This is a genomic window from Vibrio algarum (genome assembly GCF_028204155.1).
Taxonomy (GTDB): domain Bacteria; phylum Pseudomonadota; class Gammaproteobacteria; order Enterobacterales; family Vibrionaceae; genus Vibrio; species Vibrio algarum.
Genome location: NZ_JAQLOI010000003.1, coordinates 1,197,253 through 1,213,719, shown reverse-complemented (window position 1 = coordinate 1,213,719; position 16,467 = coordinate 1,197,253). Strand labels below are relative to the sequence as shown.

Sequence of the window (16,467 nt, the reverse complement as noted above, 5' to 3'; positions counted from 1 at the left end):
AAGGTGCGAATGGTGCGGAAATCCTGAAAGCTTTAATAAACATACTGAAGTGGGTGTCTACCAGAACAAATGTATCTCCAGTCAAAACTGCGGATCTTGTCTAGAAGTTTGTCACGAACCAAATATGTTGATTTTCTCTGGTTTAAAACTTGAAGAAATAGACCGTAATAAATGTACTAACTGCCTTGGTTGTGCAGATGAATGCCCTTCTGAAGCTATCAAGCAATGGGGTAAATCCATGTCTGTGGATGAGTGCATGAACGTCATTATTAAGGACAAAGGCTTTTATGAACGTTCAGGAGGAGGCATCACCGTATCTGGAGGTGAACCTTTACTACAGAGTGATTTTGTTTTGGCGCTTTTTAAAGCCTGTCAACGAGAAGGCATTCATACCTGCCTTGAATCGAGCCTCTATTCCAACTGGAACAAAATAGACAAACTACTTCCTTACACAGATCTTTTTATTGCAGATATAAAGCTTATGGATAGCAATTTACACAAAAAGCACACAGGAGTAGATAACCAAAAAATCTTAGATAACCTAAAACGACTATCAAAAACCGATAAAGAAATTATTTTACGAATTCCTGTCATTCCAACGGTAAATGATGGTGACGAGAACATCGAAGCAACAGCAAATTTTATAGTAGATGACATGCTCGGAAGGGTGCGAACATTGCAACTCCTGAGCTTTATGCGCCTCGGTGAAGAGAAATACGAATCACTGGGACTTCCTTATAAAATGAACGGCCTCAACTTTGATAGAATTGAATTTCAAAATCGAGTGAGCAGCATTGCAGAATATTTTAATGACCAAGGGATACACTGCTTAGTGGGTACAAAAGAAAGTACTAACTCAAATCCTTTGCAGCTATAGTATGCCTAATAAAAGGTGTATAACTTGGTGAGTTTAGTTTCAATTGCCCTTCTTCATCAAAATCAGTGTCAGCATTAAACCTGACATTAGGTATTTCACTCCATCCATCTATCGCTTGTTTTTGCCCTGCTAACATCGCTTTACAGCGCTGTTCCAGTTTCTTTTCTGAATCTCCTTCAAAATAGCCGTGGATACCATGAAGCAAAAGTGGCTGTTTTATAGTAAATCCGCAGTATCGTAGAGTGTAGGCTAGCGCCCAAAGGTGCATATTGGTATCACCTTCTTTTCCCGCTGGCCCACTCTCTATCGCAGAGGCCCCTGTCGTGACACAAAATAACACCTCTTTACCTTTGCAAAGGCCAGAGTCAAAACGAGCATCGCTTCTGTGCATTTCACCATGAGCTAAACAGCGTTCAGTCCATCCTTTTAAAATGGCAGGGGGACCAAACCACCAGAGAGGAAAGTGAAAAATTACGCGATCAGCTTCTCGAAGTTTATTTATTTCATTAGTTACATCATTTGGTAAGGCGTTACTTTCAGCGGCTTCGAATTGAGATTTTAAAGGGTCGAAACTGTCACTTGATCTACCATAATGCGCAGCACATTCGATAGGGTCAAAACCCATAGCATAAAGATCAGACCACAATACCTCACCGGAACATGCCTCAGCAGAAGCATGAGCCCACTGAGCGTTGAATGACGTTGCACTTGGGTGAGCCAGAATAATCAATGTTTTCATAGTTTCAATACACAGTGTTTAAAAAATCAGGAAGGTACACAGAATAAACGTCATATTTATATAATAGAAAATATACGTTATGACCGCTCACCTAAGGGAATACGGAAGCATAAGATCAAACCAATTTTTGTATACTCAGATTATGCTCTCTTGTGAGCTTTGCCCAATTTCATCCAAACCCAGTAAGTGGGCGTGGCAATAATCATGAGCAGAACGAATATCTCGTGTTTTGAAGAAGTATCAGCCCACTCCTTAACCGTTTTAGACGTCGAAAAGAACCCAATATAGATAAAAACAGCACCTATAGACGCAAAAATTAAGGGGAATACCATAGATGCAAAATCGTTTACACCAGCACTCGCTACAACTAACAGCATTACGAGTAGCATAAAAGCACCAAAAGTAACTAAATAACTTCTATTGAAAATAGTTTCATCATACTCAGATTCATCTATCCATCTTCTTCTTTTCATAATACGTACCTTGATAACCGAGTCACAACAATAGAACTTTAAAAATAAGAGCAAAGACACTCATCACCAAAAGCTATACAAAGTGTATCACGTAACTCACCTCTTCAAATTTTTGGTAACAACCTTTACACAGCTGAAGTAAACCTAAGTGCCCATCATACAATGTTAGACTGTTCAAAGATTGCTAGATCCCATAAAAATTATGTCCTCAACTTCCAATGCCCTCTGAACAACGTTCTAATTTGATCGTAATTTTCGCTACCCAATTCAGCGTCTAATTCCGCTTCTAATTCAGATTTTATATCATTGATTTTTATGCTTAGTTCCTGACCAGCCTGCGTAAGTTTGATGACTTTGTCCCTACGGTTTGCTTCCGAAGTAACGAGCTGTATAAAACCAAGCGCTGTTAAATGTTTTGCATGTTTGTGAACCGCTTGGCGGCTGATATTCATAAATCGAGCAGATTCACTCAAACTCATCGGGTTATCTTGATTCAGGCTGATCAAATAGATATCCATTTCAGAAAATCTCACCTCAAAACGTTGACCTATTCTCTCCATCGTAATTTGCCTGAGTTGTTTATGTTTTTCACTAATAAGGTCAACAACACCTAGTGTTTCTATAAACTTAGCCTGACTCATATCTTATCCTGTCTGTCGATACAACTGAGTAGGGAGTATAGCAATAGAAACAATACCGTCAATTTAGTTGACAAAGTCATTCTCACAACTATAATGTTCGTCAACTAAGTTGACAATCAGTTTATGAGGAATATATGGGTAAGAACAGATTTGAGAACTTTATCTTCTCGCTAGTCATTTGCTTTTTAATGGTATTAGGAATGACCTTGTATAATGGTTTTCTGCATACAACGAACAAGATAGGTGTTTTTGGTTCCCTAATTTCGCTGCAATTTTTAACTATTTTTATAGTTGCATTCATAATTGATTGGTTTGCTGTGGCACCAATAGTAAAAAAACTAGTCGCCAATATAACTACCGATAAAACACCTTTCATAAAAAAAATCATGCTCATCTCAACTCTAATGGTTCTTTTTATGTGCACTGCGATGTCGTTAGTTGCCACCTTTGTTCAAGGTTATGAGGGTTCACTATTGAATGCTTATGCTCATTCGTTCGCACTAAATTTAATATTTGCCTTACCACTACAGTTTTTTGTGGTGGGACCAATAGCACGTAGCTTATTTTTCAAGGTATTTCCTCAACCGACACTACAGACAGCTAACTAATCTTTGATTAATTGGGGTGAATACTGTCATAGATAAAGACCATTCAAATAAGGCTGTACGCTTCAAAGTTCAATTCTATTTTTACAATAAACCTCATTCCATGAAGAACAATTTCATCAACAATCCTTACCCATTCCAATAAAAAAATCACATGTATATGAAATAAGTAAAAACCTTATCTATGAATACTATTTGAGCAATGAGTCTATATTTGGCTAGTAATTAAGTGTAGTATTATTAAATAGATTCAAAACTATAATTATTCATAACGTCATGATAAGAGCGGCTTTCCTTACAATAAGTTTTTTATGGCTGGTAGTCATTAACAATACTGCCCATGCTAATTACGACTCCTTGTCTCGAACTTATAACGTGGCAATTGAAGCTGATGACATCACGACGCGTATATTATTTGATTCAGCAGCAGATCATTTGGATCTCAATTTAAAATACATTACCTACCCTAGTTTCGATGCCATATTGAAAGCTATTGAAGCTGGTAAAGCCGACTTTGCTGCAAATGTTACCTTTACGGAAGAGAGGTCAATTCGTTTTGAAATATCACATCCGACAAATATTGAATACACCTATCTCTTTAGTAAGAAAGGCACTCACCTAAATAAAATTAAAGTCGTAGGCGTCCCAGAAGGCACCATTTATGGTGATTTAATTCGTGAATACTACCCTGAGATTAAGCAAATTTCTTATCTGGGACACGATGCCGCTGTTGACCTTTTAAAGACTAACGCTGTTGGAGGTGTTGTTGATGCAATTAATCAACTAAAACCTATGCTCATGAAAGGCTTTGAAGCAGAAATTTTGAATGATCAAATCCCTATAAAACCCGTGTCCATCGTCGCTCCCACCGGAAAACACACTGAATTACTCAGAAAAATTCAAGAACATACAAACAGTGAAACCGTACAACGAGAGCTGAGCGAAGCCATAAAAAAGTATCAATTTACTATTCGCCAACAATCTCTGCGCGCAGCAGTCAGTCAAAGCAAACTAGATCTACAAAAAACTTACACCGTTAAATCAGAAAATCTAGATGAGTATACTGTCTATCATGAAAACGGCACTATCGAAGGTATTAGTGTCGATGTGGTATATCAAGCTTGTGGGATCTTGGGTATAAAGTGTGAAATTATCAGTACAGCAGACGAAACATGGGAAAGCATGTATTCTGATTTACTGCGTAAGGATATTGATATCATATCGGCAGCTATTATTGCTCAAAGTCGAAAAAATTATATGTATTTTAGCGAACCATACTACTCTCCAGAGGTGCTTCTAATAAAGAGGCAAGGCTATAAGAATAATGTTTATAGTAATATTTCAGAACTGATTACAGAACGAATTGGAGTAATAAAAGAAGATTTTTACGATAGTTTATTAAGCCGCATGCTGCCAAATAAAGCATTGTATAAGTATAGCAACCAAGAGAGCCAGGTTCAGGCTTTACTAAACAATGAAGTCGACTACATTGTGTTAAGTCGAACTAATTACAACCACTTGTTACTTAAATCAGAGATGGTACTTCCCTTTGAAGAAGACACGTTAATAGGGAGCTTCTACTCATCTAAAGTAGCGGTTGCATTCGCTAAAAATGAAATGGGACAGCAACTGTCACCTCTCTTTTCTCGAGCAATCCAAATGCTCAATTTACCTCAAATTATAAATAAATATAACGTTGTTCCCGATTGGCGTGCAAACTTACTTAGTGAAAAAGAATTTAATAGTTACCGATTATGGCTTTTGTTTTTCCTTCTCGCTCTGGTTGTTGCTATCGCTTACTATCTCCATGTTCAATCAATAACTGACAACTTAACAAAATTAAAAAATCGTCGGGCGTTGTATCGAAAATACTCGCGAGGGATATCTGCTCAACATACCGTTATCTATTTAGACGTGAATAAGTTTAAGTCGATTAACGACACATATGGGCATGAAGTTGGAGACAAAGTATTAGAACTATTAGCGGAAAAAATTAATACGAATTGGAAAGGCAATGCCTATCGTATCGGAGGCGATGAGTTTATATTAATCTGTAACGAAAAATTAAGTGAAAAAAGAGAATGCTTATTTAATTCTATCTCTAATTTCGAAAGCTTTTCTTATATAGATTCACAAAATGATCTCAGCTTAATTGTCAGTTCCGCTGTTGGTATTTCATGGCGAAGAAAACACCATATGCCATTAGAAAATGTGTTACGCGATACAGAAGCTGAAATGTATAAAGCGAAATATAGTGCACTAGATTCTAGAACGTCACTCGATATCCAATCAAACTGAACAATTTTAGCATGTTCTGAAAACTAACTTTGTGTCGATATTACTCTCAAATATAAGATTAATAAGGTAAGTGTATACTCACTGGGTTAACATGGATTCCTGCATATTTTGGCGATGGGAAGGTAAATGGCCAGTTCATTAAACGAATGTATTATCCCGATGTACCCAACAATTCAAGCTCTAAACGTTGATGCCCTATCTGCTGGTGAGCATAAATTTTGGTTTGCAGTGGCTACCGATGCGATTGGCCACCCACAAACTCTAGCTGTTAGGGTATTTAAAGGGAAAAAACCAGGGAAACGCATCATGATCACGGCAGGTGTTCATGGTGATGAGCAAAATGGCATCTTAACCGCACAGCAGTTAGCAAGGACTTTAGTAGGGTTGGATGTATTCGGTACGGTGACCATTGTACCAACGGTCAACCTATCAGGCATTGCTCGCCATAGTCGTGATTTCCACTCTGCAGCTCCAGATAGTTCGTCTGCCAATTTAAACCGCGTATTTCCCGGTAGCCCCACCGGAGATGATGCAAGTCGCTACGCTCACAGCCTGTGGGAAAATCTACTTAAACCCAATGCAGATTTAGCTATTGATCTCCATTCTCAAACAAGCGGCTCCGCCTACCCACTTTACGCCTTTGCAGACTATCGACTAGAAGACTCCATTCGTATGGCTCGACTTATCAACCCAGATGTCATTCTAAATGACCCTGGCGATCCGGGTATTCTTGAAACAGTCTACAATCGAGCTGGTATTCCTTCTATTACCATAGAAGTTGGAATTGGTCGGTACACTGATCTTGAGATGGTAGGTCGTGCGACCCATGGCATATTAAATATTCTTAAGTTTTATAAGATCATACAAGGTAGTCTCGACACCAAAGAAACGCGGTGTATTGAGGGTAACGACGTTATCAGTGTACGTGCTAAACAGGGGGGATTCGTCATTTGTCATGTTGAACTGATGGATACGGTGACAGAAGGCCAAGTCTTAGCGACACAATACAACAGCTTTGGTGATGAAGTAGAAACTTATAAAGCACCAATATGTGCAACCGTTATAAGCCATAATGTCGAGTCCGTAAGAGCTCCTGGTTCATTGATAGTCAGATTAATCCGCTGAAGTACGTTGATATTGTATTAAATGGATTTTAAAGTCTGTTCAGAACACCAAACCTTATACAAAGCAATCAAATAGATAAACCAAGTCGAAGCAAAGTCATTGCAATTTGAGTTTCAAGACAGAGAAGATTTATTCAAGGTTGTAGACATTATAAAAGAAGGTAGTGGTCTAGAGGAGTCACTTGCAACAAGAGTAAGTGTCGCGTTACGTCTATTAGGCCCCGTGATGATGAAAAATCACAGGCATCCACTGTTTGTCGATTTTATGCCCCACTTTAAATCGTTTATGCACAATTTAAAAAGCACAGTTAAAAATACAGCTAGAAATAAATAGTTTCATGCTGCTAGTGAACTTTCATACCGCAAAGATTTCACAGACAATCATACCAATCGAGTACTTATGTGCTCGATAATATTTTCAGTTAAAGTCTTGCGCTAACATTCTACCCTTCCATATTAGAACAACTACCGAATAAACCTCTTCGATCCGCTATCATGTTTCGTGCCGTAAACAGTAATTTAATTAGCATCACCAATCAGAGAATAACCTGATTTGCTATTCTATTTTTTCAACACCACATTACAATTCTTGCCGCATTAGCGATTAATTTTACACAACTAAATTAATTTCCAACAAGAAGGTAAACATGAAGACTCCACATATTTTGGCTCTATCAATGCTATTCACATCTCAAATAAGCCTTGCAGAAACCTACTTAATGAATGGTAATATTTATTCCAACAAAGGCGATTTTTTTGTTGAACTAGGCGCGTTAACTTCAAGTGACTATTATAAGGAACAAAAAGATTCAACGTCTATCCTATATAACGGTGGATATCGAGGCGATAATTTCAATATTGATCTTAGTGGACTAAATTATCGATTCTTCATGGATGATACCGGTATTTTTAATGCTAACATTTATGCTGCGATCTCTGGATCTCCCTATGAATCTAGCGACGCAAAAGTGCTTGCTGGCATGTCTCAACGTAGGGTCGGTGCAGATCTTGGTTTGAATGGTGACATAAATTTTGGTGACGGAATATTCTCCCTATTCTTCCAACATGACGTAACTGGAGCTTCAGGTGGTTATAACACTGGGCTAAAATACGCACATATTTTCGATTTTGGCGCTATTGACCTTGTTCCTTTTGCTGGTGTCACTTATTACAGTGATGACTACGTAGATTATTACTACGGTGTGAAAAAATCTGAAGCTAAAGGTAAAAGAACTGCTTATAAACCTGAAGGAGAATTTGTTTATACCGCAGGTTATAAGCTTATCGCTGAATTAGGTGAAAATTTAAACTTTAACCACAGTGCCGCTTACGTGGGACTTGGAGACGAAATGTCTAAATCTCCTATTATGGAGAATGACTACCAATGGCTTCTAACGGCTAGTATTTCTTATCATTTCTGATTTTAATAAGTAACAGAAAATATAATACTATTTAATAGGGCCGAGTATTACTCGGCCCTATTTCAATCTCTATTGAAATCTATATTAAAATAATTATCTCGTTTTTATATCGATATTTCACTCTCTGATTCCGATATTTTATCCGCCAAACACCACAGGTAAATATGTTCATCAGCAACGCCATCAAATAATAAGACAGCATTATGCGCCATTAAAATTTATTACAGCCCAAAACCAATCTTAGGTTGTTTTCGAACGGATCTTACGCCATAGGGCGATAAGTCTGGCTTTGGCTCACCGACAAAATCACCTAAACACATATACCCTTTAGACAGATATCGATACAAGAAGTCGCCACCATCTAGTGAACCTGTCCTATCATCTCCGACAGGTATACGGATACGTTCAACACGGAGGTCCTTTGCGGCTTTGAAGGCAGGGTACACAGAAGAGTTAACTTGGTATGAATCTAAGTTTTGTAATAATACTTTGTCCGATGATTTCGCCAACGTTCGGCTAAACAGCATGATGATACGTCTTTGTTGTTCTGACGAAACGATGATCATTTCCATTGTGTAAATTTCCTTAAAACAGCCAGTATATAGTAACCATGCGTTTATAGTGAGTTATCTTGCTGAATCGTCGTTCATATTCTAAATAGTGCTCGCTACCGTTCACTATGAACAGGATCAGCGACAATATGACCTTTTTTCGCTAGTATTCAGCATCATCAGAATAACAGGTTGAAGTAATATGAGAATTTCCGTTGATAGTGGCTCTTTTAAAGTCGCTATAGAAACCGAATACGAAGGGTTAGTCGCTGAAGCTACCGATATCTTTCAAACAACCTTAAAACAAGCAAAATCTAATGATAAAGCGGTTTTGAGGTTTTTACAGATTATCCTTGAACATCGAGAGAGCGATGATGCAATAGGTTACGCAGTACTAGGCTTAGCCGGTTGGTACAATGACGTAATAGGTCCGATAGCAGATAAAGATATTGAGCTTAATTTACCAAAAATACTCCCTCATATCATTAACCCTGCAGGTGACCTTACTGCAACTAGCACAAACGAAGTTAACACCTTCAAACATTAGTTTGGTCTGTTTTTACATCGCTACTCGGGGTTAATACTTGATGCTTGTTCATCCAATTAAGGGCACTATCCGCTATTAATCCCAGTACTAATTATTTCATCTATAAGTCATTTAAAACCCAGAGTTAGGCTCCTTTAAGAAGTTTAGCTCTTCTTGCGTCGATTCTCTTCCCAAAATGTCATTTCGGTGAGGGTAGCGACCAAACCTATCAATAATGACCTTATGTTTAATCTCAAAGTCCAAATTGTCTTGTTGGCCAAGACGAGTAAATAACCTTAACGCCTCTTCATGAATTAATTGTGATTCACTGTGCATATAAGGCATATATATAAACGTTTTCTCTCTCTGATCTAGCTTATGATCAGCACCAATAGCAACCGCTTCTTGAGCTAACACCAATGCTAAGGCATCGTTAGCAAATGCAGCGGGAGTATCCCTAAAAATATTCCTTGAAAACTGATCTAATATTATTATTTCAGCTAAACGCCCCTGTGCTGTCATTCTCCATTGGAATAACTCACCTTGACTCGCTTGTTGATGCAAATTTAGAAATCGATTTTTAAGGGTCTGATCGAAATTGAGATCTTTCTTGAACCACATTTCCGGTGTGCATTCTACAAACCAAAATTTCAATACCGCATGATAACCCTGTTCTGTTTTCATTCTAATCTCACTTATTAAGTTGATAGCTTACAGAATAGACCAATATCGAGTCGAATTTGACATACAGTAAATTTGGCATCGTCACAATTCGTTCAAGTTGCAACAATATTAATCTACCTGTGTTAGGGTGCAGCTCTCCCTACCGCTTAGTAGGGACCTCTTGTACTTTTCCGATTTTATATCTCGGCACTCTATAGTCGCCCTCTAAGCCTAAAATTATTAGGCGTTACTATGTCAAATTTAGCACCAGTACTAACAGAACTCTCTCCTCTAGCTACATCATCAGATTCAATACCTACTGCCATTGTTTATTGCGAAGGTCAATTTGGAAAAATTGATGGAAAAACTGCGAATGGGCTTGTGAGACACTCACAAAAATATCGCATTTTGTCTGTTATCGATAGCGAAACGGCCGGATTAAATTCTGGTGAAGTACTAGGTGAAGAAAAAAATAATATACCTATCGTATCTAACGTTGAACAAGCCATGGCATTATCCGAACAAAGTCCAGACTATTTTATATTTGGTATCGCACCTTCTAGCGGAACATTATCTAATTCGGAAAAATCTATCATTCTCAATGCGATGTCATTAAAAATGAATATTGTAAATGGACTACATGAATTTTTAACCGATAACCCAACATTTGTAGAAGCTAGCAAACTCAACAATGTCAAAATACTGGATATTCGAAAACCTAAACGAAAAGAAGATTTAAAGACATTCAGTGGGAAAATCCACAGCGTAAAATGCCCACGTATCGCCATCATGGGTACAGATTGTGCGCTTGGCAAGCGCACGACCGCAACAATATTGACCAACACACTACGTAAAAAAGGTCTCAATGTTGTCATGATAGCAACGGGTCAAACCGGTATCATTCAAGGTGCTGCATACTGTGTAGCATTAGATGCCGTGCCTTCACAATTTTGTGCTGGCGAACTAGAGTCTGTCATCGTAGAGGCTTATGAAAAAGAAAAACCTGACTTAATTATCATCGAAGGACAAGGGGCATTAAGCCACCCTGCATTTTCTACAAGTTCATTTATACTTCGCGGTAGCTGCCCAACTGGCGTGATATTACAGCATTCACCTGGACGGATTAATCGTATTGACTTCACAGGAATGCCAATGCCAACCGTTGCTTCAGAGATACGTCTCATTGAAACCTTTTCTGACACCTCTGTTATTGGCGTAACACTCAACCATGAAGGTGTACCGGTAAATGAAATAGATTCATCAATATATTGCCATGCAGCTAAACTAGGTATCCCTACAACTGATGCACTAACTCAACCTACTACCCATCTTATAGAAATGGTCTTCTCTGCGTTTCCCTATTTGGAAAGCAAAATGACATCAAAAGCTTGAAGTATCCTCGATTAGAAATCGACTGCGCAAAAATCTCTCACAATGCAAAAGCGCTCATATATCAGCTTGGATTAAGAAATATAACCGTAACACCGGTAACAAAAGTCTGTTTAGGCCATCCTACCATTGCTCAAGCGTTGATCAGTTCTGGGGCCGAAATGTTGGCTGACTCTAGGGTCGAAAATATAAAAAAATGCGGTTAGCGGGTATTACGCTACCCACGATGTTGATCCGATCACCAATGTTAAGCCAGGTTTCAGAGGTCATAAAATATTGCGATATCAGCCTTAATTCAGAGCTAGTGGTAATACGGAAACTTTCTAAGGTAGCTCAACAAACCGATGTGTTACATAACGTTATTGTGATGGTGGAATTAGGTGACCTACGAGAGGGGGTGATGCCGAGCGATCTTATGTCTTTTGTAGAACAAGTTCTCGATTTGCCCAACATTATCTTAAAAGGTATAGGGGCAAACTTGGCTTGCCGATACGGCGTAGCACCTGACGATTCTAATATGAAGGTACTGTCCGATCTCGCTGATGAAATTGAAACAGCATTCAAGATCGAATTGGACATTATTTCAGGGGAAATTCAGCATCCCTTACTTGGGCCTTTAGCAACACAGCTAACTCAAGAATCAACAATCTTCGGCTAGGGGAAGCCATTTATTTAGGCTGTGAACCATTATACCAAGAAAATATTGCTGGGTTATTTCGCGATGTTATCACGCTCACTGCTGAAGTGATTGAATCTAAAGAAAAGCCTTCTATGCCTTGGGGAAAGCAAACTGTAAATGCCTTTGGCGAGAAACAGACATCAAAGAATAGAGGAATAGTCTCGCAGGCGATTCTCGCTATAGGCCGCCAAGATATTTGTATTTCTGGGATAACGCCACCGATGGGTGTGACTATCGTTTCATCAACCAGCGATCACTTACTTGTTGAAACTTTGGGAGACCAACTAATTGTGGGACAAACAATTGAATTTCAGTTAGATTACAGCTCTCTTTTATCCGCAATGACCTCACCATTTGTAGGTAAGCACTTTATTGAGACAATAAACTAGGCACAATCAAAGGATTAAAATGAATGACCATGAATTTTTCACCAAATTGAATGACGCTATTCTGCTTAATTTTGATTCCTTTTCTTTATGGGAAAAAACATTTCTTTCTGAAATGCTACATAAAATCGTCAACAAGCAGCCCGTATCCGAAAAACAAAAATTGTTGGTAGAAAAAAGTATAAACAAACGCCTAAAGAAAAAAACGCCCTACAAACGCAGAAAATAGGCTTGAACAGGAACGTTTCCGCTCCTATCTTGGGACATGTTCTTAGGCCAACTGTCGATTAATCTAGATTAGAACTATTCTCAACATGAACCAGATCAAACTCTTTAAATAAAGAAGTCACTCAGCTCATACTTTCAACGGTTATTCATCACCTTATCAACAATTGACCGCTAAAATTATGTTCTGTAAAGCAACAAAATGTGAAGGCGATTAAATGAAGGAACAGGCACATATCTTGGTGGTTGATGATGATCATGAGATACGCGATTTACTCGATAAATACCTAACCAAATCCGGATATCAAGTCTCTGTAGCAGAAGATGGCGAAGCAATGCATGCTCATTTGCAAGTACACGGCTACCCGACGTTAATTCTTCTTGATGTCATGTTACCCGGTGATGACGGTTTTGCTTTGTGCCAGCAAGTTAGAAAAAATTCTAACGTTCCTATTATTATGCTTACCGCCGTGTCTGATGAAACTGACCAAATTATCGGCTTAGAAATCGGTGCGGATGATTACATAGCAAAACCATTTAACCCAAGGCAGCTTATCGCACGCATCAAAGCCGTACTTCGCCGGAGTCACTTTGAAGAGGAAGCTCATGGCGACAAACTACCAAAAGCGATTAATTTTGGAGTATGGCATTTGGATACCTTGGCGCATGGATTAATTAATCAAGAGACTAACGAACAGTTCGAGCTCTCTGGCAGTGATTTTGCTCTGCTGATGTTGTTCCTTTCTCGGCCAAACGAAATATTAGATCGCGATACTATCTCATGCGCTACACGCGGCCGTGAAGCGCTTCCTTTTGAACGAGGTATTGACGTACAACTTAGCCGCCTTCGCTCTCGCCTGGGGGATAACGGAAAGCAACACCAATATATTAAAACCATGCGCGGCAATGGTTATATATTTACAGCCCCTGTAACCTACGAGCACTAATTAGTGAAGCGTATTTTTTCTCCACGTTCTTTAGTTGCAAGAACACTCTGGTTGACGCTTATTGCCGTTGTATTTGCTCAAGGTATTGCAACCTCTATTTGGTATTCACAATCTAAACAAAGAGAAATAGACGGTATTAATTCTACATCCGCTAGTATGGCGACCATGTTTGCTTCTACTATCAACTTCTTCCAATCACTACCGGTAGAATACCGACACATCATACTTGACCAAATAAGGGATATGGGGGGACTCGATTCTTCGTTTCATTTAATAAAGAACGACTTCAAGTGGATAAAATCCCAGATAATTTCCTAGAGAAAGTTGCGGTAGACTCTGTCGCCAAGGTACTCAATACTAAGTTAAATAATGTAAAACAGACCGTTGTAGAATTTTCTAAACCAGAACACCTTAGAATATTAAAAAACGATATTTTCTTAGACGATTTACCCAAGTCTTGGGCCCATTACACTCTCACTTTAGAACCGATTAACCCCCCTATTCTTGTCGTACAAATTCAGTTAGATACAGAAGAGTGGATCTATATCGCTGCGTTGCTACCCGCCCCGTATGTCAGTTTAGATGACACCATAATCGGGTCTCAACAAATACTGTTTTTATTACTTTCTACTACAACATTAATGCTGTTGGTTTATCCTCTTATTCGTAGGCAAGTTAGGCCACTTAATAACTTGGCCAAAGCTGCAAATGAAATGAGTATGGATGTAGATCAACCGGAATTGTTAGAAGAAGGTGCCAACGAGTTGGTCACGGCAACGCGCGCCTTTAACCGAATGCAACAACGAATTCGTCGATATGTCACCGATAGAGAAAATCTTTTTTCTGCTATTTCTCATGACCTCAAAACGCCCATCACTAGATTGAGACTACGAACCGCATTATTGGATCAAGAAGAAGAACGAGACAAATTTAATACCGATTTAGATGAACTAGAAATGATGGTTAAAGGGGCGTTACAAACAGTAAAAGACACAGATATCCATGAAAATAATGCCGTAATCGACATAAAAGAGATGCTTCTTTCAATAGCGGAATCATATAATCAACAGTCAAACCGCGTTTATATCCCTTCTACTCCAATAAAGCCAATCGTCAGTAAACCACTTGCTATTAAACGTATGTTAAGCAATATCATCGATAACGGTGTTAAGTATGGTCACCGTGTCGTAATTATTCCTAAAGACAGTAGAACAAAACTATCTCTTACTATCCAAGACGAAGGAAAAGGCATCCCAGAAGATAAATTGGAGGCGGTATTCGAACCCTATTTCAGAATCGCAAAAGACAGCGAAGGTCATGGTCTTGGGCTTGGAATAAGCCGTAACATTTTGCATGCACATGGTGGAGATCTCATTCTGAGAAACTTACCGGATGGTGGTTTATCTGTACAAATCCTTATACCACGCAACCTCTCCCACTAGTGTAACGAGTTTGTTACATTCGAGTTACGCTTTGTTTCAATCCCATTTGAATTTTAAGATTAGTCTAGTTATTGAACGGATATTATTTATCCAATCAGCAAATAATAATCATAATTCAAACCATGGATGAGAACGATGAACATTAAAAAAACCCTACTTACTCTATCCCTACTCTCTGCTACACAATTTGCAACAGCTGGCGAAGTTGAAGTACTTCACTGGTGGACATCAGGCGGCGAGGCTAAATCTGTATCAGCACTAAAAGACATGCTAGAAAGCCAAGGTCACACTTGGAAAGATTTTGCTGTCGCAGGTGGCTCTGGTACCAGTGCAATGACCGTTCTTAAAACTCGTGCAGTATCTGGTAACCCACCAGCAGCGGCACAAATCAAAGGACACGATATTCAAGAATGGGGTGGCTTAGGTTTCCTAGCTAGCCTTGATGACGTAGCGACAGCAAACAAGTGGGATTCTCTCGTTCCACCTATGGTATCGGACATCATGAAATTTGATGGCGAGTATGTTGCGGTTCCTGTCAACGTTCACCGTGTAAACTGGTTGTGGGCAAATAAAGAAGTCTTTCAAAAAGCAGGGGTCAAAGTGCCAGCGACTATGGACGAGTTCTTTATGGTGGGTGACAAGCTAAAAGAAGCAGGAATTATCCCGTTAGCTCATGGTGGACAAGCTTGGCAGGACGCAACGGTATTTGAAGCTGTGGCACTTAGCGTATTAGGCAGCGACGGCTACAACAAGGCCTTCGTTGATCTAGATATGGATACCTTAAGTGGTGACCAAATGGTCGAAACTTTCCGTCTATTCCAAAAAATGCACAATTACATCGACAAAAACTCTCCAGGACGTGATTGGAATGTCGCCACGTCTATGGTTATCAATGGTGAAGCAGCCATGCAAATCATGGGTGACTGGGCGAAAGGTGAGTTTACTGCTGCAGGAAAAATGCCAGGAAAAGACTACGTTTGTGTTCCAGCTCCGGGCACATCAGGTCAATTTACTCATAACGTAGATAGTTTTGCTTTCTTCCAATTATCTGACCCTGAGAAACAAAAAGCACAACAAGCGTTGGCAGCAACTATCTTAACGCCTGAGTTCCAAGAAGTATTTAACCTTAACAAAGGTTCAATACCAGTGCGTCTAGATGCGGATATGTCTAAGTTTGATTCTTGTGCAGTTGATTCTATGAAGGACTTTAAAGCCACAGCGAAGAGTGGTGATCTTGTTCCAAGTATGGCACACGGCATGTCTACAACAAGCTATGCTCAAGGCGCAATTTATGACGTAGTGACTAACTTCTTTAACGATCCAAATGCTGATCCAAAAGAAGCTGCTGGCAAACTAGCGAAAGCAGTTAAAGCAGCAATGTAATTTAAGTGGCAGGCCTAAAAACCTGCCTTTCTTAAATATTCTCTGCAAAGAGAACTCCGATGGTGCTCAACTCCCAGAACACCATCTTTCCATTCAAA

At 39.1% G+C, this 16,467-nt stretch carries 14 protein-coding genes and 3 pseudogenes; 12 read left to right on the top strand and 5 right to left on the bottom strand.

What is annotated here, in order from left to right; translation table 11 throughout:
• Positions 1–37 precede the first annotated feature (37 nt).
• Positions 38–877: pseudogene (locus PGX00_RS20900) on the top strand (glycyl-radical enzyme activating protein); the annotation flags it as partial.
• Here PGX00_RS20900 and PGX00_RS20895 read toward each other — a convergent pair.
• The 3 genes from PGX00_RS20895 to PGX00_RS20885 all read right to left on the bottom strand — a co-directional run bounded on the left by PGX00_RS20895 (position 852) and on the right by PGX00_RS20885 (position 2,730).
• Positions 852–1,616 carry an NAD(P)H-dependent oxidoreductase gene (locus PGX00_RS20895; protein ID WP_272140197.1) on the bottom strand — a complete coding sequence of 255 codons (765 nt, stop codon included), beginning with the start codon at positions 1,614–1,616 and terminating at the stop codon, positions 852–854. The pseudogene PGX00_RS20900 and the gene PGX00_RS20895 sit on opposite strands and share 26 nt — an antisense overlap.
• 140 nt (positions 1,617–1,756) lie before the next feature.
• Positions 1,757–2,089: a hypothetical protein gene (locus PGX00_RS20890; RefSeq protein ID WP_272140195.1), complete on the bottom strand. Its 333-nt coding sequence runs from the start codon at positions 2,087–2,089 to the stop codon at positions 1,757–1,759.
• Positions 2,090–2,289: 200 nt separating this feature from the next.
• Positions 2,290–2,730, bottom strand: a complete 441-nt coding sequence (locus PGX00_RS20885) for a MarR family winged helix-turn-helix transcriptional regulator (protein ID WP_272140193.1) — start codon at positions 2,728–2,730, stop codon at positions 2,290–2,292.
• A gap of 134 nt (positions 2,731–2,864) precedes the next feature.
• Here PGX00_RS20885 and PGX00_RS20880 point away from each other — a divergent pair, with 134 nt between their 5' ends.
• The 5 genes from PGX00_RS20880 (at position 2,865) to PGX00_RS20860 (ending at position 8,178) form a co-directional block, all read left to right on the top strand.
• Positions 2,865–3,338, top strand: a complete 474-nt coding sequence (locus tag PGX00_RS20880; RefSeq protein WP_272140191.1) for a DUF2798 domain-containing protein — start codon at positions 2,865–2,867, stop codon at positions 3,336–3,338.
• Between the two features lie 273 nt (positions 3,339–3,611).
• On the top strand, positions 3,612–5,633 hold the full coding sequence (locus PGX00_RS20875) for a GGDEF domain-containing protein (RefSeq protein WP_407702402.1): 2,022 nt from the start codon (positions 3,612–3,614) through the stop codon (positions 5,631–5,633).
• A gap of 126 nt (positions 5,634–5,759) precedes the next feature.
• Positions 5,760–6,758, top strand: coding sequence for a succinylglutamate desuccinylase/aspartoacylase family protein (locus tag PGX00_RS20870; protein ID WP_272140187.1), 999 nt, complete (start codon positions 5,760–5,762; stop codon positions 6,756–6,758).
• A gap of 75 nt (positions 6,759–6,833) precedes the next feature.
• Entirely contained in the window at positions 6,834–7,091 is a 258-nt protein-coding gene (locus tag PGX00_RS20865) for a DUF3861 domain-containing protein (protein ID WP_272140952.1), read from the top strand.
• A gap of 313 nt (positions 7,092–7,404) precedes the next feature.
• Complete coding sequence (locus PGX00_RS20860) at positions 7,405–8,178, top strand: MipA/OmpV family protein (protein ID WP_272140185.1); 774 nt, start codon at positions 7,405–7,407, stop codon at positions 8,176–8,178.
• A gap of 221 nt (positions 8,179–8,399) precedes the next feature.
• On the opposite strand, the gene PGX00_RS20855 is transcribed toward PGX00_RS20860, so the two are convergent.
• On the bottom strand, positions 8,400–8,750 hold the full coding sequence (locus PGX00_RS20855) for a hypothetical protein (RefSeq protein ID WP_272140183.1): 351 nt from the start codon (positions 8,748–8,750) through the stop codon (positions 8,400–8,402).
• 181 nt (positions 8,751–8,931) lie between these two features.
• Here PGX00_RS20855 and PGX00_RS20850 point away from each other — a divergent pair, with 181 nt between their 5' ends.
• Entirely contained in the window at positions 8,932–9,276 is a 345-nt protein-coding gene (locus tag PGX00_RS20850) for a hypothetical protein (RefSeq protein WP_272140181.1), read from the top strand.
• A gap of 111 nt (positions 9,277–9,387) precedes the next feature.
• Here PGX00_RS20850 and PGX00_RS20845 read toward each other — a convergent pair whose 3' ends face one another.
• Positions 9,388–9,939 (bottom strand): DUF924 family protein, encoded by a 552-nt coding sequence (locus tag PGX00_RS20845; RefSeq protein WP_272140179.1) that lies wholly within the window; start codon positions 9,937–9,939, stop codon positions 9,388–9,390.
• A gap of 231 nt (positions 9,940–10,170) precedes the next feature.
• Here PGX00_RS20845 and PGX00_RS20840 point away from each other — a divergent pair, with 231 nt between their 5' ends.
• The 5 genes and pseudogenes from PGX00_RS20840 to PGX00_RS20820 all read left to right on the top strand — a co-directional run bounded on the left by PGX00_RS20840 (position 10,171) and on the right by PGX00_RS20820 (position 16,369).
• Complete coding sequence (locus PGX00_RS20840; RefSeq protein ID WP_322107888.1) at positions 10,171–11,310, top strand: DUF1611 domain-containing protein; 1,140 nt, start codon at positions 10,171–10,173, stop codon at positions 11,308–11,310.
• Positions 11,307–12,375: pseudogene (locus PGX00_RS20835) on the top strand (alanine/ornithine racemase family PLP-dependent enzyme). The gene PGX00_RS20840 and the pseudogene PGX00_RS20835 overlap by 4 nt, the downstream one beginning before the upstream one ends.
• 440 nt (positions 12,376–12,815) lie before the next feature.
• Complete coding sequence (locus PGX00_RS20830; RefSeq protein WP_272140177.1) at positions 12,816–13,544, top strand: response regulator; 729 nt, start codon at positions 12,816–12,818, stop codon at positions 13,542–13,544.
• Between the two features lie 3 nt (positions 13,545–13,547).
• Positions 13,548–14,986, top strand: a pseudogene (locus tag PGX00_RS20825) (ATP-binding protein).
• 135 nt (positions 14,987–15,121) lie between these two features.
• The gene (locus PGX00_RS20820; RefSeq protein ID WP_272140175.1) at positions 15,122–16,369 is read left to right on the top strand and encodes an ABC transporter substrate-binding protein; all 1,248 of its coding nucleotides are present in this window, start codon (positions 15,122–15,124) and stop codon (positions 16,367–16,369) included.
• Positions 16,370–16,467: the final 98 nt, after the last annotated feature.